Annotated in this window: 18 protein-coding genes; 5 read left to right on the top strand and 13 right to left on the bottom strand. The window is 46.2% G+C overall.

The window, feature by feature from the left end; genetic code table 11:
- Positions 1-94: 94 nt before the first annotated feature.
- The 4 genes from MHM94_RS04630 to MHM94_RS04615 all read right to left on the bottom strand — a co-directional run bounded on the left by MHM94_RS04630 (position 95) and on the right by MHM94_RS04615 (position 4,704).
- Positions 95-1,651 carry a SulP family inorganic anion transporter gene (locus MHM94_RS04630; RefSeq protein ID WP_045978789.1) on the bottom strand — a complete coding sequence of 519 codons (1,557 nt, stop codon included), beginning with the start codon at positions 1,649-1,651 and terminating at the stop codon, positions 95-97.
- Positions 1,652-1,761: 110 nt separating this feature from the next.
- A complete protein-coding gene (locus tag MHM94_RS04625; RefSeq protein ID WP_022944202.1) occupies positions 1,762-2,220 on the bottom strand; it encodes an Lrp/AsnC family transcriptional regulator in 459 nt (152 codons plus the stop codon).
- A gap of 68 nt (positions 2,221-2,288) precedes the next feature.
- Positions 2,289-2,930 carry an MBL fold metallo-hydrolase gene (locus MHM94_RS04620; RefSeq protein WP_235419031.1) on the bottom strand — a complete coding sequence of 214 codons (642 nt, stop codon included), beginning with the start codon at positions 2,928-2,930 and terminating at the stop codon, positions 2,289-2,291.
- 4 nt (positions 2,931-2,934) lie between these two features.
- Positions 2,935-4,704 carry a M14 family metallopeptidase gene (locus MHM94_RS04615; protein ID WP_235419032.1) on the bottom strand — a complete coding sequence of 590 codons (1,770 nt, stop codon included), beginning with the start codon at positions 4,702-4,704 and terminating at the stop codon, positions 2,935-2,937.
- Between the two features lie 119 nt (positions 4,705-4,823).
- Between MHM94_RS04615 and MHM94_RS04610 the strand changes: the two genes are divergently transcribed.
- Complete coding sequence (locus MHM94_RS04610) at positions 4,824-5,651, top strand: SDR family oxidoreductase (protein ID WP_045978871.1); 828 nt, start codon at positions 4,824-4,826, stop codon at positions 5,649-5,651.
- A 72-nt stretch (positions 5,652-5,723) separates the two neighbouring features.
- On the opposite strand, the gene rplT is transcribed toward MHM94_RS04610, so the two are convergent.
- From rplT to thrS, 4 genes are all read right to left on the bottom strand, one after another.
- Complete coding sequence (gene rplT, locus MHM94_RS04605) at positions 5,724-6,083, bottom strand: 50S ribosomal protein L20 (protein WP_022944198.1); 360 nt, start codon at positions 6,081-6,083, stop codon at positions 5,724-5,726.
- Between the two features lie 15 nt (positions 6,084-6,098).
- Positions 6,099-6,299, bottom strand: coding sequence for a 50S ribosomal protein L35 (gene rpmI / locus MHM94_RS04600; RefSeq protein WP_022944197.1), 201 nt, complete (start codon positions 6,297-6,299; stop codon positions 6,099-6,101).
- 208 nt (positions 6,300-6,507) lie between these two features.
- The gene (gene infC, locus MHM94_RS04595; RefSeq protein ID WP_022944196.1) at positions 6,508-7,068 is read right to left on the bottom strand and encodes a translation initiation factor IF-3; all 561 of its coding nucleotides are present in this window, start codon (positions 7,066-7,068) and stop codon (positions 6,508-6,510) included.
- A 60-nt stretch (positions 7,069-7,128) separates the two neighbouring features.
- A complete protein-coding gene (gene thrS / locus MHM94_RS04590; protein ID WP_022944195.1) occupies positions 7,129-9,039 on the bottom strand; it encodes a threonine--tRNA ligase in 1,911 nt (636 codons plus the stop codon).
- A gap of 246 nt (positions 9,040-9,285) precedes the next feature.
- Here thrS and MHM94_RS04585 point away from each other — a divergent pair, with 246 nt between their 5' ends.
- Positions 9,286-9,726, top strand: a complete 441-nt coding sequence (locus tag MHM94_RS04585; RefSeq protein WP_235419148.1) for a DUF3010 family protein — start codon at positions 9,286-9,288, stop codon at positions 9,724-9,726.
- Positions 9,727-9,766: 40 nt separating this feature from the next.
- Here the strand turns inward: MHM94_RS04585 and MHM94_RS04580 are convergent, their stop codons facing one another.
- Positions 9,767-10,789: a DNA topoisomerase IB gene (locus MHM94_RS04580; protein WP_235419033.1), complete on the bottom strand. Its 1,023-nt coding sequence runs from the start codon at positions 10,787-10,789 to the stop codon at positions 9,767-9,769.
- A 287-nt stretch (positions 10,790-11,076) separates the two neighbouring features.
- Between MHM94_RS04580 and MHM94_RS04575 the strand changes: the two genes are divergently transcribed.
- The 3 genes from MHM94_RS04575 to MHM94_RS04565 all read left to right on the top strand — a co-directional run bounded on the left by MHM94_RS04575 (position 11,077) and on the right by MHM94_RS04565 (position 15,379).
- Complete coding sequence (locus tag MHM94_RS04575) at positions 11,077-11,517, top strand: PA2169 family four-helix-bundle protein (RefSeq protein WP_022944192.1); 441 nt, start codon at positions 11,077-11,079, stop codon at positions 11,515-11,517.
- A 186-nt stretch (positions 11,518-11,703) separates the two neighbouring features.
- Positions 11,704-13,419 carry an AMP-binding protein gene (locus MHM94_RS04570; protein ID WP_235419034.1) on the top strand — a complete coding sequence of 572 codons (1,716 nt, stop codon included), beginning with the start codon at positions 11,704-11,706 and terminating at the stop codon, positions 13,417-13,419.
- A 115-nt stretch (positions 13,420-13,534) separates the two neighbouring features.
- A complete protein-coding gene (locus tag MHM94_RS04565) occupies positions 13,535-15,379 on the top strand; it encodes an ABC transporter ATP-binding protein (RefSeq protein ID WP_235419035.1) in 1,845 nt (614 codons plus the stop codon).
- Positions 15,380-15,447: 68 nt separating this feature from the next.
- On the opposite strand, the gene MHM94_RS04560 is transcribed toward MHM94_RS04565, so the two are convergent.
- The 4 genes from MHM94_RS04560 to serS all read right to left on the bottom strand — a co-directional run bounded on the left by MHM94_RS04560 (position 15,448) and on the right by serS (position 18,693).
- On the bottom strand, positions 15,448-15,918 hold the full coding sequence (locus MHM94_RS04560; RefSeq protein ID WP_045978783.1) for a hypothetical protein: 471 nt from the start codon (positions 15,916-15,918) through the stop codon (positions 15,448-15,450).
- A 23-nt stretch (positions 15,919-15,941) separates the two neighbouring features.
- Positions 15,942-16,649: a hypothetical protein gene (locus MHM94_RS04555; RefSeq protein WP_235419036.1), complete on the bottom strand. Its 708-nt coding sequence runs from the start codon at positions 16,647-16,649 to the stop codon at positions 15,942-15,944.
- 226 nt (positions 16,650-16,875) lie between these two features.
- Positions 16,876-17,295, bottom strand: coding sequence for an MAPEG family protein (locus tag MHM94_RS04550; protein WP_235419037.1), 420 nt, complete (start codon positions 17,293-17,295; stop codon positions 16,876-16,878).
- Positions 17,296-17,397: 102 nt separating this feature from the next.
- A complete protein-coding gene (gene serS, locus MHM94_RS04545) occupies positions 17,398-18,693 on the bottom strand; it encodes a serine--tRNA ligase (RefSeq protein WP_045978778.1) in 1,296 nt (431 codons plus the stop codon).
- Positions 18,694-18,697: the final 4 nt, after the last annotated feature.

The raw sequence follows: 18,697 nt of genomic DNA, 5'->3' as shown, positions 1-18,697 counted from the left end.
ACCCATTAGCAAATAATGCTATCCAGTTTAGGGCGAAAACGTTAATTGTGCCTGAATAAAAAAGGCCAGCATGACGCTGGCCTGTTATTAAATGTTATCCGAGTTTATCGGAAGCAACCCGGTATTTGGGGTCTTCAATAACATTGATCTCGACTAAATCGCGCGCTTTATGCAGTAGTTGCTTACAGTCAGGGCTAACATGACGTAGGTGTAAGGTTTTACCTTGCTTGGTGTATTTTTCAGCAAGGTTATCTATAGCTTCAATGGCACTGTGATCGGCAACTCGGCTATGCTTGAACTCTACAATGACATCTTTAGGATCATTCTTAACATCAAATAACTCAATAAAGTTTTTCACTGAGCCAAAGAACAAAGGTCCATGTAACTCATATACTTTTGACCCTTCTTCATCAATGTAGCTTTCGGTGTAAATATGTTTAGCATGCTGCCAAGCAAACACTAGCGCAGAGACAATAATACCCACGCAGACCGCAATGGCTAAGTCTGTGGCCACAGTTACGGCACTGACCAAAAAGATAACGAAGGCGTCAGATTTAGGTACTTTGCGCATAATGCGGAAACTTGACCATTCAAAAGTGCCTATAACCACCATAAACATAACGCCAACCAGTGCCGCCAGAGGCACCATCTCAATATAGCTTGCGGCAAACAAAATGAAGGCCAGAAGCATCAGAGCAGCTGTCACCCCCGATAAACGACTGCGGCCACCTGAGTTGATATTAATCATTGATTGGCCAATCATGGCACAGCCACCCATCGCGCCAAAGAAACCACAAGTCAAGTTAGCTGCGCCCTGGCCCATGCATTCTTTATTACTTTGACCACGGGTGTCTGTGATTTCGTCAATTAGCGTAAGCGTTAGTAACGACTCGATTAGACCAATGGCTGCAAGAATCACGGCGTATGGCAGGATGATTTGGAATGTTTCCCAGTTGAGCGGCACTTGAGGGATATGGAATTCAGGTAAACCACCGGCGATTGTGGCGCTGGCATCACCGGTCATATCTTTAACAAAGTCGATAACCGTGCGGGCTTCTAAATCTAACCCTAAAACTAAACCCGTCACCACGACAATCGCTGCCAAACTTGAAGGAATAGCAGTGGTTAGTTTAGGTAAAAAGTGAATGATAGCCATGGTCAAAGCAACCAGACCCAGCATGGTAGCCATCATTTCGCCTTGCATCCACTGCATTTGGCCATCGTCGCCAAGTACTTTAAATTGGCCAAGTTGAGCGAGAAAGATAACAATGGCCAAGCCGTTTACAAACCCCAACATCACAGGGTGCGGCACCATACGAATAAACTTACCAAGTTTAAATACCCCAGCGAGAATTTGCAGTATGCCCATCAACACCACCGTGGCAAACAGGTACTCTACCCCATGGGTCACGACAAGGGAGGTCATGACAACAGCAAGGGCACCGGTGGCGCCAGATATCATGCCCGGGCGACCGCCTAATAAAGAAGTTATTAGGCCAACAATAAAGGCAGCGTATAAACCAACCAGAGGGTCTACTTGGGCTACAAAAGCAAAGGCAACGGCTTCGGGTACCAGCGCTAGGGCCACCGTCAATCCAGACAATATATCGTTTTTAGCAGAGCTTGGGGCTTTGCTTAATAAGTTAAACATTCATTCCTCGTGTACGTTAGGCAGAGCTCTTCGAAAAGGCCGCAGAGTCTAGCAAAATACCGAGAAATTAACAATTGAGTAAAAAGCTGAAGGCAGGCTTACTGCCACTTTTACAGTGGCAGTGCGGTGGAGCGCTTAACACAGGTCATAGTCACATTCGAATGTACTTCTTGCACATAGGGAAGGCTTAATAAGTGGTCTCGAACGAACTGCTCATAGCCTTCAATACCTTTGGAGATAATACGCAACATAAAGTCCATGGTACCCGCCATAGTGTAGCATTCAGTGACTTCATCATAGCTCATAATCAGCTTTTCAAAATCTGCAAGCTGGTCTCGGCCGTGGTTAGACAAACGTACATGGGCGTATACAAGCATATCGAAGCCAAGCTGCTTCTCATCTAGCAAGGCTACCTTGCCTTTGATATAGCCCTCCTGCTCAAGACGTGCAATACGGCGCCAACATGGTGATTGGGAAAGGCCGACTTGATCGGCTATTTCGGCGGTCGATAAACTGGCATCCTGTTGCAGCAATGCCAAGATCTGACGGTCAACTTGGTTTAATGACATTGATTTTTCTTTTTTAATTGTGAATTAGGTAAAATTATACATAACGCAAGGGTTTTCGTCTGTACTTTTTAACCGAATTTTCCGCTAATAAACGGGTTTTTATGGCGCTCTTGTCCTACCGAGGTCTCTTCACCATGACCGCTAAGCAATCGATAGTCATCATCTAGGCTAAGCACCTCTCGTTTGATAGAAGCGATTAATGTTGGGCCATCGCCTTTAGGAAAGTCCGTCCGCCCTATTGAACCTTTAAAAATCACATCGCCAACTATAGCAAGCTTATGACTATGACAAACAAAAATTACGTGCCCTGGCGTATGTCCTGGGCAATGGCGTACTTCAAATTGCTGCTCACCTAAACTTATGGTTTGCCCGTGCTCGAGCCAGGTGTCGGGCAAAAAAGGCACTTGCGGCGCAAAGCCAAACATCTGAGCCTGCTGCGCCAAGGCATCAAACCAAAATTGCTCATCTCGTTGCGGGCCAACAATGTCGATTTGGTAATGTTTGCGCAATGTATCCGCTGCACCAACATGATCTAAATGGCCATGAGTTAGCCAAACTACACTGGGCTCAATGCCGCGCTGTGTTAACGCACGGATGATTTTATCACTATCGCCACCGGGGTCGATAATAGCGGCCTGACCACTTTGTGCGCATTGCAATATGCGGCAATTTTGCATAAAGGGAGTAACAGGAATGGTGGTAATTTTCATAAGTTTAAAACTGCATTAATATTGGGTAGTGCAAATAATGCTGATCATAATACGGTGTTTGCGCATAAAGCCAAGCTCTGCGAGCATCACTGTCGTTTGCAAAGTCTTCATCTTCAAGTTTGGCGTGGTAACGCTCGGCGATATCCGGGTTTGACTCAAGCATTTGCTGCGCATATGGAGCGAGTGCATAGTTCTCAACATACTCAGTGCGTTGAAAAATACTGTGGAAGAAGCCCCACTGGAACAATGAGTCTGGCGCCTCTGGGTGCAGCATATGTGTAGCCAAAAGCCCTAAGGGTTGTGTCGTGCTAACCTTCAGCCACTGTTGATTTACTGTTGTTTTCGCAGTGCTGTAATCAAACTCTGCACTAACGCGAAAGCGCCCCTCAAATGGTGCTTGAGCAAATTGATGATTAACAATTCGTGCTTGTGCCAATGGCAACTCGATGTCTGCAGTAACAGGCTTAATTTCAACCCCCTGCATTTTTAAGGTCGCGATCACATCAGTATATTGGCGTGGAATATAAAAAGCCTTGGGCACATCAACCTCAGTTTTTATCTCCTTTTGCCAGAATATGGGTAACGCATCGTAATGCTTAGGTTTGCCTAAATAACGTACTTCTTTAGCACCCGTTGCTGTGCTTTCATAGTAATCATAGGCAATCCCCTTAAAGGCAATGGTATCAGGCTCTTTGGCATAGCTGCGTTCAACAACGAGGCGTTCTTGCTGCTGCGCTTTAGACTGTGCCACGGCCGCGTTTATATCATCACCATGTCGGGTTAAGGCCGTGATAGCGCCGTCAATAAGCACATAAGTACCCAATACCCGTTGTTTATAGGGCTTAAGCGAATGGTTTTCTACCAAAATGGTGGGTAAATGGCGTAACTCGCCCCAACCATTTGAATAGCGAGGTCCAGCGACCCACCCAGCAAGACCTTTAGCAAAATCCATTTTATCCATGACGAACACTAAAGGCCCTGGAATATGCCCCATTTCTTCAAGTTTCTGGTCAATGACAGGCGCTATCCATTGATCCATCGCGGCTGTCACTTTTGGTGTGGCGCTGGCGAATGTTGGCGCATAACCATAGGTAATATCGTATTGGTAATCTGCGCCATCGGTAACATGAATATCGAGGTACAGACTAGGTTGATACTGATTAACAACCTCAGCTAATGCGCGCACACCAGGGGTATCAAGCTTAGTGAAATCACGGTTTAAATTAAGGTTTTGACCATTGGTTCGAAAACCCATAACAGCAGGGCCGCGCTGATTGATGCGATTATAGGCACTGGCACGCTCGTGACCGTCGACGTTTAAAATCGGTATAAACAGTAGGTTAACGCTTTTTAAGATATCCAATCGTTTACCGGTGGCAATGTCTCGCAACAACATAAAGCCTGCGTCTTTACCGTCAATTTCACCACTGTGAATACCCGCTTGAATCAATAACGTGGGTTTGTCGCTATTAGCAATGTGCGCCGCGCTATTATTTCCTTGCTCGCTGGCAACCAGCATATTGATATCACGGCCAGCGTCACTTTGGCCTATTTTAACTAGGCTGAACTGCGTTGGGTTAGCCTGTTGTAAACGCTTTAAATAGGCCATCGTCGCTTGATAGTCGGGAGAGATCATTCCCCCAGAGTGTTCAAACGCCGTGGTTAACACGCCTTGTTGCTGCATCAACGCTTCGCTTTGGCCTTGCCAAGGGATCAGTTTGGGCAAGTGGGCATCAGCGGCTAGGGCCGTGGCTAATAACAAGCTGGTAAACATAATACGCTCTTTTTGTTGTTGTTTTGCTGTATTTGAGTATAACAAGGGGGCTTTAAAGGTGGCCAGGATTGCGACGAAATGATAGTTTTTCGCTATGACGTTGGCACTGAGTGCAAATTATGAAAACCATTCTTATCACCGGCTGCTCTAGCGGTATAGGCTATTACTGTGCTAAACAACTGCAAAAGCGCGGTTACCAAGTGATCGCTAGTTGTCGCAATGTAGACGACGTACGTGCTCTCAACGAGCAAGGCATCACCTGCGTGCAGCTTGATTACACCGATACTGACTCCATTGAACAAGGGCTAGCCGATGCCCTGGCTTTTAGCGGCGGTAAACTAGACGCCTTGTTCAATAATGGCGCTTATGGTCAACCTGGCGCTGTGGAAGATTTACCCGTGGCAGCGCTGCGCCGGCAATTTGAAACCAATGTTTTCGGCTGGCATCACCTTACCCAATTAGTATGTAAGAAGATGCGCCAACAAGGTCATGGCCGTATCATTCAAAATTCATCGGTGTTGGGGTTAGTCACCTTGCCCTATCGCGGCGCTTATAATGCCAGTAAATTTGCATTGGAGGGATTAACAGATACCTTGCGCTTAGAGCTACAAGGTTCCGGCGTATATATTTCTTTGATTGAGCCTGGGCCGATCAGTTCGCGCTTTCGTGATAATGCACTGCACGCATTTTTAACCTCAGGCATTGATATCGAAAAAAGTGCGCACCGAGATAATTATTTAGCGCAGCAGCGGCGGTTGGAATCCACCAGTGGCCCTCAGCCTTTTACCCTTGGACCTGAAGCGGTTTATAAACGCTTGGTGCATGCATTGGAATCGCAGCGCCCGCAGGCTCGTTACTATGTTACCACGCCCACCTATCTATTCGGTTTCCTTAAACGTATATTACCAAGCAGTTGGCTTGACTGGGTGCTTACTAAGTCGCGCTAATGGCTATAGACGTGATTTTCAGGCATTAAAAAAGGAGCCAAAAGGCTCCTTTCTTCTGCTAACACAGGTAGATTAAGCTGAAAGACCTTCTTTCGCTTTAGCTACTAATGCTGCGAATGCAGTTTGGTCATAAACAGCGATATCTGCAAGGATCTTACGATCGATTTCTACAGAAGTCTTCTTAAGACCGTTGATGAAACGGCTGTAAGACAAACCATTTTGACGAGCTGCTGCGTTGATACGTGCAATCCATAGTTGACGGAAAGTACGTTTCTTCGCACGACGGTCACGGTAAGCGTATTGACCCGCTTTAGTAACCGCTTGGAAAGCTACGCGGTAAACACGTGAACGTGCACCGTAGTAACCTTTAGCTTGCTTTAAAACTTTCTTGTGACGTGCGCGCGCGATAGTACCGCGTTTTACTCTTGCCATTATTCTATACCCCTATTAAGCGAATGGTAACATACGAGAAACTAAGCCGTGATCGTTCTTGTGAACCATTAGCTTAGGACGTAGGTGAAGCTTACGCTTAGAGGTTTTCTTGGTCAGAATGTGACGAAGGTGCGCTTGTTTACGCTTGAAACCACCAGAAGCAGTTTTCTTGAAGCGCTTAGCGGCGCCACGGTGTGTTTTTAGCTTATAAGCCATTGCAATAACTCCAATTGATATTGCTTAAATTTAGCAAGCAGGCGGTTTGAGTTCACAAACACTTTTTTGGCCCAACTTACTCCCAAAACCGGTGAGAGCGCTTAAAAAAGCGCCCTACTTCAACCGGATAGATACAGGTGCCACTGCCTTAGAAAATAAGTCACGTGGCTTGTAAACCTGCACTAATTCGTTAAACGCGCGGAGTATACTATTTTTTAGCCACCGGCGCTAGCATCATGATCATTTGGCGGCCTTCCACTTTTTTCGGGAATGACTCGACCTGTGCCAACTCTTGCAGATCATCTTTAATGCGATTCAAAAGCTCGATACCAATTTCTTGGTGGGCCATTTCACGACCACGGAAACGGATCGTTACTTTTGCCTTATCGCCAGCTTCTAAGAACTTGGTTAGATTGCGAAGCTTAACTTGGTAGTCACCAATGTCTGTACCAGGGCGGAACTTAACTTCCTTAACCTGAATTTGCTTTTGCTTCTTCTTCTGTTCTTTTTGCGCTTTGCTTTTTTCAAAAAGGAACTTACCGTAGTCCATTACCTTACAAACGGGGGGTTCAGCATTTGGGCTGATCTCTACTAGATCGACACCCGCCTCATCCGCCATTGACTGAGCTTCACTCAGGGACACGATGCCTGCTTGTTCACCTTCAAAGTCAATTAGTCGAACTTCTTTTGCCGTAATATCTTCGTTAATACGATTTTTTTGGACCTGTTGTTGGCCCTTTTTTCCGCCTCTAATGGTACGTTCCTCCAAGAATATTAAAAACTAAAAGGGTGTATTCGATACTGTTTGATACACCCTTTCGATCACAAATTACTGTCTTGTTTTAATTTCATTTGTGATTTTAGTGATAAAGTCATCGACTTTAAATTTACCTAGGTCTTCACCTGTACGTGTTCTTACTGCCACTTCTTGCTGCTCTACTTCTTTGTCACCAACAACTAGCAAGTAAGGAATACGTTTTAAAGTATGTTCGCGAATTTTAAAGCCAATTTTCTCATTTCTCAAGTCGGCTGCGGCGCGAATACCCAGTTTATTCAATTTTTGTACAACTTCGTGCACATAATCAGACTGTTTGTCAGTGATATTCATAATCACCACCTGCTTAGGAGCAAGCCAGGTTGGGAACAGCCCTGCGTATTCTTCGGTCAAAATACCGATAAAGCGTTCGATTGAACCCAGAATAGCACGGTGAATCATCACCGGAGTGCGACGCTCATTGTTCTCAGCCACATAAGTTGCGCCAAGACGTCCTGGTAACATAAAGTCTAGCTGTACTGTACCACACTGCCACGCTCGCTCTAAGCAATCATACAAAGTAAATTCAATTTTCGGGCCATAGAAGGCACCTTCACCTGGTAGGTATTCGAATTCAATGTCTTTATCGCTCAATGCTTGCGCCAAGGCTTTCTCGGCTTTATCCCACAACTCATCTTCACCGATGCGCTTTTCTGGGCGTGTAGAAAGCTTTACAACAATCTTTTCAAAACCAAAGGTCGAATAAGTGTCGTAAACCATATCGATACACGCCGTCACCTCTTGCAAGATTTGCTCTTCTGTACAGAAAACATGAGCATCATCTTGAGTAAAGCCACGTACGCGCATCAAGCCGTGCAACGCACCCGATGGCTCGTTACGGTGACAACAACCAAATTCGGCCATACGCAAAGGCAAATCACGGTAAGATTTCAAACCTTGGTTGAAAATCTGCACGTGACCAGGACAGTTCATTGGTTTAATAGCGTACTCACGTTTCTCTGACTCCGTGGTGAACATGGCATCGCCGTATTTGTCCCAGTGGCCTGATTTTTCCCACAGTCCACGGTCCATCATTAGCGGCCCTTTCACCTCTTCATAGTCATATTCGCGCAGTTTTTCGCGAACAAACTCTTCGAGCTCGCGGTAAATGCTCCAACCATCATTGTGCCAAAACACCATACCTGGCGCTTCTTCTTGCCAGTGCCATAAATCTAGGGCTTTACCAATTTTACGGTGATCGCGCTTTTCCGCTTCTTCTAAGCGCTGCAAGTAGCCTTTAAGTTGCTTTTTATCACCCCATGCGGTGCCATAAATACGCTGCAACATTTTATTGTCAGAGTCGCCACGCCAGTATGCACCTGCTACTTTCATCAATTTAAAGTGCTGACAAAAGCTCATATTCGGTACGTGTGGGCCACGACACATATCCACGTACTCTTCGTGGTGGTATAAACCAGGACGGTCATCTTTAGCGATATTCTCGTCCAAGATTTCAACTTTATAAGGTTCGCCACGTTGTTCAAACGTGTCGCGGGCCTGTTGCCAGCTCACGGTCTTCTTAACCACGTCATATTTGGTTTTCGCAAGTTCTTTCATACGCTTTTCAAGCGCTTCTAAATCTTCTTGCGTCAGCGAATGCTCCATATCAACATCATAATAAAAGCCGTTGTCGATAGTTGGACCAATGGCCATTTTTGCATCAGGATACAATTGCTTAATGGCGTGACCGATAAGGTGCGCACAGGAGTGACGGATAATTTCTAAACCGTCTTCATCTTTTGCGGTGATGATCTCTAACCGTGCGTCTTCGCTGATTAAATCACAGGCGTCAACACGCTCACCGTTAACACGCCCAGCGATGGTCGCTTTGGCAAGGCCTGGGCCGATGTCTTGTGCTACGTCTAACGTGGATACAGGGTTTTCAAATGAACGCTGACTGCCGTCAGGAAGAGTAATTACTGGCATGTTTAATCCTTGTACAGTGGTGACACCTACGCCGCGCCACGTGTATTTATTTGTCTATTTAATAAGTCTAATCAACGCTTATACCAACAAGCATTGCGATGATACTGCCGCCCACAAAGCGTGAGCAAGGCGCTATTTTGGCGCGCTATAGAGGTAAATACAAGGCTCGTAGGCTAATTTTCTTAACAAATTTTGTATGCGCTTCTGATATACTAATGCCATTGATAAAAAAGGTGATATTTGACTATGCATACTTGCGGCGTAGAAATAAAAGGCAGTGAAGTTTTACTATGCCTTCTAAGTAAAGAAAATGATGTGTTTGACATCCGTGATGTGCGCCAAACACGTTTTGTTTTAAGCGATGCCAACAATACTGAAGAAATCCAAAAGTTTCATCGCGACTTTAAAAAGCTGATGGAAGATTACCAAGTGGATGCTATCGCCATCAAAGCGCGACCTCATAAAGGAAAGTTCGCTGGCGGCGCGGTTGGCTTTAAAATGGAAGCGGCACTGCAGCTGATAACTAACTTAGATGTGCACATTATTAGTGCCACAGAGATGAAAGAACAGCTTAAGCGCAACCCATTACCTATTGAGTTCGCTGATACGGGACTGAAGAAGTTTCAAGAGCAAGCCTTTATGACGGCGTATGTCGATATTATGCTGCGCACTTACGCTAAGCAGTAATCCCCCCGATAGTAACAGGCCGCAGAAATGGCCTGTTACGTCATCGCCCGGTAATAATCGCTAACGCATGCCTCTCATCCATGTCTAACTCCCCGGTTAAAGAGCGCGGTGTCGCGTCAAAATGCGCAAACGGGTGTTCATTTTCATAGTGTTCGCTGAGGTGTTCTAACACCTTCGGGTGAATATAATACTGTTCGCAAATGTTCGCGGTATTGCCTAACTGCTTGGCGACGAGTTTAACCAGTTGAGACTTAAATTTGCGCCTTGGGTGCGCCTGTACCTGCTCTGCGGCTACGTGGGCAAAGCGTACCGCCATTCGCGTCCCCGCCCAGGTACGATAATCTTTGGCACTAAAGTGGCCGCCAAAAACACAGTGGATAAATTCGTTAATATCATCACTTTGCAGGTCATGCCATTGGCCTTGTTGATAATAACGTAGCAAGCTATACCCTTGTTGCTCTGCACTTGAAGCCACTAATTCAGCAAGCTCAGTATCGTCAATGCGCACCTCTCGGTGTCTTGCGTGTTTACCTTTAAAGCTAAATTGTACATGGTCGTCTTTAATATCCACATGCTTGCGTCGAAGCGTGGTTAACCCACAAGTTTCATTGGCTTTGTAATAATTATTATTGCCTACACGAATCGCGGTAAGGTCTAAGATTGCGCACCCAAGCGCGCACACTTTGTCTTTCGTCCAATCAGGTTCTGCCAATAAGGATAAACAGTGCCCTCGCGCATCTGGAAGCTGAGCAGCGAATTCACCTAACTTGGCAAATTTTTTTTGCTGTTGCGCCAATTGCCAATGGGCGTGGTAAATGTATTGTCGCTTTCCTTTGCCATCAACGCCAACGGCCTGCACCTTATTGTACTGGCAAGCGCTAATACGTACATCACGCCACATAGGAGGCACAACCAACTCTCGCATTCGTTTTAAGTAAGCACGACTGGTTACCTTTTCCTTATCAAGATGGAAGTATTCAAATCCTTTTCCCCGTTTACGACGCGTTGTCGTAAGGGTATTACACTCGTGGTAGGTTGTGCTTGGGGCAACGTTACAATCCATTCTTCTTCCTTCTTTTTCCGATAATAGCTACTACGCAGCACATCTTCATCTGGCGCACTGTGAAAGGTAAAAAATAATACGCTTTGTTGGCTGTACGACTATGACGTTTTTACCGCCTGTAATTGAAAAGCTTTCACAGTTGCCCATGAAAAAGGTGTTGGTTTACACATTTCAAGCGTTCGAAGATAAAGATAAAACACTGTTTAATAATGTTTTTTATGTATTCCCTCGATTTGGCACAAGCATTGCTCCTATTAAATCGAATTCAAAATTGAAGGAGCACAATTATGACAATGCAACGTTCAGAGAAAATCACAGACATTATCAAAGTACTAAAGGGTGGCATTGATTTTTACTCCGATGCCAAAGACAACATTGATAGTAATGATGTACGTACCGTGTTCCAAAACATGATCGATGAAAAGCACAAAGCGGTGACCGACTTGCAACCCTTTGCCATTGAAGAGCAAGGCGAAATTGAAACCGGCTCAGACACCCTGGTTGATGTACGTAAAACCTACACTAAGGTGATGAGCGCGATTAAGAGCAACGAAGAGCATACGTACATCAAACACCTTGAAGAGGTTGAAGATAAAGTGCTTGAAGAGTTCGACGATGCACTAGAAGAGTCGCAGCCACCTCAGTGCGCACAAGTTCTTTCTCAGCTTCGTGAACGCATGCAAATTTGCCACGATAAAATGAAGGCACTGCAAGAAGCAACGAGCTAAATTATTTCTCTCCCCAAGACGATGTAGCGGGCCCATGGCCCGCTTTTTTATGTCGACAAAAACTAAACCTTTAGTCTAATTCCAACAGAAACCACCTCAAAATAATGGAAAGTGTCGACAGTCTGTGCTTGATTAGGTGTTGAAGAACCTAAAATGACAACATCTATCCGGGCAAGGAGGCAGTCAATGCCGCAACAACAAGACAATCACTCCCCTTCACTACCGTTAACATTGAGCCAGTACCACGGCTCATTTTCAACGCCGCTTAGCGAGCGAACCATCGCCGAGCATCTTGATTATATTGTCGACAAACACCCTGACAATGAGGCGATTGTCGTTCGCCATCAAGGGATCCGTTGGACTTACCGCCAGTATTTACGGGAAATAGAGCGCCTCGCTGCGGGCTTACTCGCTCTAGGTGTGCAGCCAGGGGATCGGGTTGGCATTTGGTCACCCAACAATATTGAATGGTCCTTAGTGCAATTCGCAAGCGCCAAAATTGGCGCCATTATGGTGTGCATTAACCCCGCCTATCGCCCTCATGAGTTGGCCTTTGCCATTAACAACGTGGGTGTAAAGTATTTGGTGATGGCCGAGCAATTTAAAGCATCAAACTACGTTGACATGATCTACCAGCTTGCACCGGAATTAAAAGACGGTAGCAAAACCACCCTGCAAGCGCTGCCCACTCTAGAGCAGGTAATTATTCTCTCCGAGCAACCTTTTGCCGGCATGACATCATTTAAGTCGGTTCAACAACTGGGCGAGGATGCGCACTACCAGCAAATGCGGGTTATTGAAGCGCAACTTCGACCTGACGACGCCATTAATATTCAATTTACCTCGGGCACAACCGGAAACCCCAAAGGCGCCACGCTCTCGCACCGCAATATTTTGAATAATGGTTTGCTGGTTGCCCAAGCGATGCACTTTAATGATAAAGACAGACTGTGTATTCCGGTGCCCCTGTACCATTGCTTTGGCATGGTGCTGGGCAATCTAGTGTGTTTGGCCAGCGGCGCCTGTGCGATATTTCCAGCCCCCTCATTCGATGCAGTCAGCACCCTAAACTGCGTTGAGCAAGAACGCTGTACGGCGCTCCATGGCGTACCGACGATGTTTATTGCGCAATTAGAACACCCCGACTTTCAGCAGTACGATCTCAGTACCTTGCGCACCGGAGTCATGGCTGGCAGCACCTGCCCGCAAGAATTGATGCGCAAAGTACACAGTGATTTTCATATGCGCGAGGTGGTGATTGGCTACGGGCAAACCGAGTGCAGCCCCATCAACCATATTACCCAAACCGACGCGCCAATTGACAAGCAAGTGCAAACCGTGGGCCGAGCAATGGCGCACACAGAAATTAAAATTATTGATGAACGCGGTAAAATCGCTGCCATTGGTAGCCCGGGTGAAATTTGTGCTCGCGGCTACTGTGTGATGCAAGGCTATTGGGGCGATGAAGCGAAAACTAACGCCACTATCGACGCTGAGGGCTGGCTACACTCTGGCGATTTAGGGGTCATGGATGAGCAAGGTTACGTGACCATCGTTGGCCGAATTAAAGATATGATCATTCGCGGTGGCGAGAACATTTATCCGCGCGAAATAGAAGAAGTGCTGTATTTGCACGACGCTGTCAGTGATGCGGCGGTCTTTGGTATCCCCGATGATAAATTTGGCGAGCAAGTATGCTTGTGGCTCAAAGCAAAGGACAACCGCGATATCGATGAGCCGCAAATTCGGGCCTACCTAAAAGATCAACTCGCCTATTTTAAAGTGCCTAAGTATATTCGTATCGTCGAGGAATACCCGATGACGGTCACCGGGAAATTACAAAAGTTTAAAATGCGCGAAATGATGCTTGCAGAGCTCAATGAGCAAGCGCAAAGCGCGTAACTAGGTGTCGGCATAGTCACCACAGTGGTGCAAAATTAGCACACTTGTTGCGCTAGGTTTTACGCCGCAAAATCGCTACACTGACGCCTTAAATCAGTTAGTTATGTGTGGTGCTATGCTTTCCTTTTTCGAAAAACTAACCGCCCCTTTTCCCGAGCGCACAACAACCGCGCCACCCAAGGGATTATGGGCTTTTTGCCGTTATTACACCCAAGGCATGGGCTGGCCGCTGGCGGTGATGTCAATCAGCGCCGCCTTATTAGCCATTGTTGAAGTTTCGCTATTTAGCTTTATGGGTCAACTCGTTGACTGGCTTGGACAGACAACCCCGGAACAGCTGTTAAGCACCGAAACCGATACGCTTTGGTTTATGGGTCTGGTCACTATCGTGCTGTTGCCTATTTTAGTGTTTGTTCACTCAGCCGTTCTCCATCAAAGCTTGCTCGGTAATTACCCCATGGCCATCCGCTGGTTGGCGCACCGTTACCTACTGCGCCAAAGTGTGAGCTTTTATGCCGATGACTTTGCCGGGCGCATTGCCACTAAGGTGATGCAAACGTCGTTGGCGGTAAGGGAAACCGTCATCAAGCTACTTGATGTCGCGGTGTATATTGTGGTGTATTTTTCCGCCATGCTGTTCTTTGTTGGCCAGGCAGATTGGCGCTTAATGATGCCAATTTTAGGCTGGCTTGTAGGTTATATTGCAGTGCAGCGTTATTTTATACCCCGCCTGAAAGCGGTCGCCGAGCAACAAGCCGAAGCCCGCTCGCAAATGACAGGCCGTATTGTTGATAGCTACACCAATATCGCCACTATCAAACTCTTTTCTCATTCATCGCGGGAGGAGCAATATGCCCGTGAATCGATGGAGCTGTTTTTAGACCCGGTATATCGGCAAATGCGTCTGGTCACTAAGTTACAAGTGAGCGTGCAGCTGCTTAACTACGGCTTGGTGGCGGTGATTGCGGCGTTATCGATTTACCTTTGGTCTATTAGTTTAATCAGCGTCGGCGCCATTGCCATCGCCGTTAGTTTAGCGCTGCGCCTTAACGGCATGGCGCAGTGGATCATGTGGGAAGTCAGCGCCCTGTTTGAAAATATCGGCACCGTTGCCGATGGCATGAACACCTTAACGAAACCCATAACCATAACCGACGCAGAGGATGCCAACACGCTGAAGGTGACCCAAGGGCGCATCGACTTTAATAACATTACCTTTAATTATGCCAAGCCAATTACCCCGTCACACCCACCGGTGCTCGATGGGCTATCTCTAAACATTGCTGCTGGCGAAAAAGTTGGGGTTGTTGGTCGCTCTGGCGCCGGTAAATCAACCTTAGTTAACCTGTTATTGCGCTTTTATGATGTTGAGCAAGGACACATTCGTATTGATGATGCGCCGATAAACCAGGTGACTCAGGAAAGCCTGCGCCAACATATCGCTATGGTGTCACAAGACACCGCGCTGCTGCATCGTAGCGTACGCGAAAATATCGGTTATGGCTTAGCCGATGCCACGGATGAGCAAATCATCGCCGCTGCGAAAAAGGCTGAGGCATGGGATTTTGTTAGTGAACTGGAAGACAGTCATGGCAACAAAGGACTGGATGCGCAAGTGGGTGAGCGCGGCGTCAAGCTATCAGGTGGCCAGCGCCAGCGTATCGCGATTGCTCGCGTACTGTTAAAAGACGCCCCTATTTTAGTGCTCGATGAAGCCACATCAGCTTTAGACTCTGAGGTAGAAGCAGCGATTCAAGCGAGCCTCGATACCTTAATGGAAAATAAAACCGTTATTGCCATTGCCCACCGCTTATCGACCATAGCGCAAATGGATCGCTTAGTGGTGATGGACAAAGGCCATATTGTAGAGCAAGGCACACACCAAGAGCTTATCGCCCAAGGGGGGATCTACGCCCAACTGTGGGCCCATCAAACCGGTGGCTTTATAGGCACAGACTAATAAACAAGGGGCCATACAAGGCCCCTTTTTTGTTGGTTTGAATATCGCTAGGGAATAAGGTTAACGCATTAACTCTCGTTTACTAACTTTGCCTCAACTAGAAACTCATAAAGCCCATTAGTTATAAATCGACCATAACTATCCTGAGTGAAACTTTCACCATCATAAACCCGACCTACAACAAAAAAATACATTTCATCTTTCTTCGTAAGTGGAACCATAAGGTTCAAACCTATGGTCTCGTCCTTTGTTTTAATTTTGATATATAGTTTGATGTGTTTGGGTGGTTTATTAGCAATTGATGATTGCTCTGCACTAGCAATAGCATGAATTAATAGCTCTTTTGATTGAGCAGAATTCAATGCTAAATTTGTCACATTGATATAATCAGAATTTATCGCTTCGATTGAGACTATGTCTTCAACGGTTAGATTACTAAATTTTTCTAGCTTATTTGCCCCTTCTGATTTATCCCAAAAATAACCAAACCATCCATAAGCAATATAAGCGACAATTAAAACAGCTAAAACTTTCCTCAACAGCGAATCCTTACTTTGAAGAGCTAATGCCTGTATACGGCTGCCAATAACAAGCCTATCACTACTGCTACAATAAGCCATTTAACTTTGTTGGTACCTTTGGGTTCATTTAAAGAACTGGGTAACTCCGCAGGAGAAGAAGGACGTTCATTGATGCCTTTTATAAATTCTTCGTCTCGTTCCATCCTTTTGGCTTTAAGTTTACATTCATACTCCCGCCAAACATCATTATGCATTTCGTGTAACGTCGTATGCTGTTCTGGCTCACCCCAAAGCTCGGAAAGCCACTTTACATCAGTCTTGTTTAGCAATTCTAATTTGTTGTAGCCGAGCGATTTATATGAAAATGGGAGCCCCTTCAATTTCTTACCGGGAACAGATTCGACTACATTGTAGCCGGGCTCTTTCAGTACATTTGAATAAGGTATTGAAAATGAATTAACTGCCGCGAGCCAATATAAAAGTGCCAACTCTTCTTCATATTCAATTTTCTGCTTACGCTTATTTCGAATCAAAGCTCTCGTGGCAACTGCGGCTTCTCTAAATGATGCAGGCAAAGGCAAGTTTTCTATAGCCAACGCCAAACGTTTTTCGGGAGCGTCTCTAAGTTTTTTTATACGATCAGCCCAAAATTCACCTTCTTGTAGTTCTTCTCTGTGGCGCGACCAAAAATCAACAGCATGCTCATCTGCATCTAAATCTGTTTCCGTTTTATGCCATGCTTCAGTCATCGATCTTTCCTTCAAGGCTAACAGGTTATTAGCGGCCTATATTAGGCACGATACTTAAAGAAGGTGGAATTTGCCACAGACCCCAAACCGCTTTAATAAAAAAGCGAGTGAGTTCACCCCACCCGCTTTCAGTATGCCTCTATCTCTAAGACATTTCACCCGCTTCAAACTCGTAGATTCTACAGCTCACAGCATTAACAATTAAATACACCCCACACCGGCGAGATTAAAAGAGTAAGATTTCCAGTGTGAGTAGCACGAGCATCACGATATTCGCGAGCCAGCCGATCATAAAGAAATAACTTCGGGGGCTGGGGTTAGATTCGGTGGCAATCACGTAGTAAAGCAGCATATGAATGACTCTAGCGGCGACAAATACCGCGCTGGCAATAGCGAAGATGGGCCCTGACACCCCCAAGTGCAGACCGACTAGGGCACAAACAATATACAGCGGCGCGTTTTCTAATGTATTTTGAAACGTTCGGTGGGCACGAAAGATAAATGAGTCATGAGACAGGTTATCATCAATTTTTCCTGGAATGGCGTTATCGGCCCTCGCCTTTACAGTTGATGCCACAAACCACTGCGCTACCAACATCCAGGCAAACAACACCAATGACACCAAAATAACCGCAGAATAGTCCATACTTTCTCCTTGTAATTTGCTTTGTATTAGCTACGGTCAAGGCGTGCGGTGCGATCAAAAAAGGCCGCTAAAAATGCGGCCTTTTCAATAAGCTACTAATAATTAAGCAGCACTGATACGCTCTAACCCACCCATGTAAGGGCGCAGCGCCTGTGGCACTTCAATACTGCCATCCGCCTGTTGGTAATTCTCCAAAATAGCCACTAACGTGCGGCCCACGGCTAACCCTGAACCATTGAGTGTATGCAGTAATTCCGGCTTTTTCTCGCCCGCGCGGCGGAAACGCGCTTGCATACGGCGCGCTTGGAAGTCGCCCATATTTGAACAAGACGAAATTTCGCGATAGGTGTCTTGTGCTGGCAACCACACTTCTAAGTCATAGGTTTTCATTGCACCAAAGCCCATATCGCCGGTACACAACACTACTTTACGATACGGCAACTCAAGCGCCTGCAAGATTTGCTCGGCATGAGAAGTTAGCTCTTCCAGTGCCTGCATTGAATCTTCAGGTTTGACCAATTGCACTAACTCAACTTTATCGAACTGGTGCTGACGAATTAAGCCCCGCGTATCGCGGCCATAGCTGCCTGCTTCACTGCGAAAACACGGAGTATGTGCAGTCATTCGTACTGGCAGCTCTTTTTCTTCAAAGATTTCGTCACGCGCACAGTTCGTCAGCGGCACTTCAGCGGTAGGGATCAGGCTAAAGCCATCATCGTGCTCACCCAGTTTCTCTGTGTGGAATAAGTCTTCTGCAAACTTAGGTAGCTGACCCGTGCCTAACAAACTGTCTTTATTCACTAAATAAGGCACATACATTTCGGTATAGCCGTTTTTATCGGTGTGCGTATCGAGCATAAACTGCACCAACGCGCGATGCATGCGCGCGATTTGCCCACGCATTACTGTAAAGCGGGCACCCGAGAGCTTCACCCCGGCTTCAAAATCCAGCCCTTTATCCAGCGCTTCGCCTAAATCAACGTGGTCTTTGACCTCAAAATCATAGCTCTTTGGCTCACCCCAGCGGCTAACCTCGACGTTATCGTCTTCATCGTTGCCTGCTGGAACATCCTCTGCTGGCAAATTAGGCAGGCCTAAGGCAATGTCTTTTAATTCATTGAGGACGGCATCTTGCTCTTTTTTAGCATTTTCGAGCTCATCACCTAAGTTGGCAACAGCATCCAATAAAGGTTGAATATCTTCACCCTTCGCCTTCGCTTGACCAATGGCTTTGGAACGGGAGTTACGCTCGCTTTGTAATTCTTGCGTTTTAGTCTGTAGCGCTTTACGTTGTTCTTCGAGTTGTGCCAGTTTCGCTACGTCTAATTCAAAGCCACGTGCCTTTAAACGGGCTGCTGTTTGCTCTACGTCCTGACGAAGATACTTTGAGTCTAACATGTGA

Origin of the sequence: Pseudoalteromonas sp. CNAT2-18.1 (assembly GCF_022347865.1) — a bacterium.
Taxonomy (GTDB): domain Bacteria; phylum Pseudomonadota; class Gammaproteobacteria; order Enterobacterales; family Alteromonadaceae; genus Pseudoalteromonas; species Pseudoalteromonas ruthenica.
This window is presented reverse-complemented; position numbering and strand designations above follow the sequence as displayed.

Bases quoted from the DNA above. Each gene is read 5' to 3' on its own strand.
- MHM94_RS04630 (WP_045978789.1), bottom strand. From the start codon at position 1,651: ATGTTTAACTTATTAAGCAAAGCCCCAAGCTCTGCTAAAAACGATATA.
- MHM94_RS04625 (WP_022944202.1), bottom strand. From the start codon at position 2,220: ATGTCATTAAACCAAGTTGACCGTCAGATCTTGGCATTGCTGCAACAG.
- MHM94_RS04620 (WP_235419031.1), bottom strand. From the start codon at position 2,930: ATGAAAATTACCACCATTCCTGTTACTCCCTTTATGCAAAATTGCCGC.
- MHM94_RS04615 (WP_235419032.1), bottom strand. From the start codon at position 4,704: ATGTTTACCAGCTTGTTATTAGCCACGGCCCTAGCCGCTGATGCCCAC.
- MHM94_RS04610 (WP_045978871.1), top strand. From the start codon at position 4,824: ATGAAAACCATTCTTATCACCGGCTGCTCTAGCGGTATAGGCTATTAC.
- rplT (WP_022944198.1), bottom strand. From the start codon at position 6,083: ATGGCAAGAGTAAAACGCGGTACTATCGCGCGCGCACGTCACAAGAAA.
- rpmI (WP_022944197.1), bottom strand. From the start codon at position 6,299: ATGGCTTATAAGCTAAAAACACACCGTGGCGCCGCTAAGCGCTTCAAG.
- thrS (WP_022944195.1), bottom strand. From the start codon at position 9,039: ATGCCAGTAATTACTCTTCCTGACGGCAGTCAGCGTTCATTTGAAAAC.
- MHM94_RS04585 (WP_235419148.1), top strand. From the start codon at position 9,286: ATGCATACTTGCGGCGTAGAAATAAAAGGCAGTGAAGTTTTACTATGC.
- MHM94_RS04580 (WP_235419033.1), bottom strand. From the start codon at position 10,789: ATGGATTGTAACGTTGCCCCAAGCACAACCTACCACGAGTGTAATACC.
- MHM94_RS04575 (WP_022944192.1), top strand. From the start codon at position 11,077: ATGACAATGCAACGTTCAGAGAAAATCACAGACATTATCAAAGTACTA.
- MHM94_RS04570 (WP_235419034.1), top strand. From the start codon at position 11,704: ATGCCGCAACAACAAGACAATCACTCCCCTTCACTACCGTTAACATTG.
- MHM94_RS04565 (WP_235419035.1), top strand. From the start codon at position 13,535: ATGCTTTCCTTTTTCGAAAAACTAACCGCCCCTTTTCCCGAGCGCACA.
- MHM94_RS04555 (WP_235419036.1), bottom strand. From the start codon at position 16,649: ATGACTGAAGCATGGCATAAAACGGAAACAGATTTAGATGCAGATGAG.
- MHM94_RS04550 (WP_235419037.1), bottom strand. From the start codon at position 17,295: ATGGACTATTCTGCGGTTATTTTGGTGTCATTGGTGTTGTTTGCCTGG.
- serS (WP_045978778.1), bottom strand. From the start codon at position 18,693: ATGTTAGACTCAAAGTATCTTCGTCAGGACGTAGAGCAAACAGCAGCC.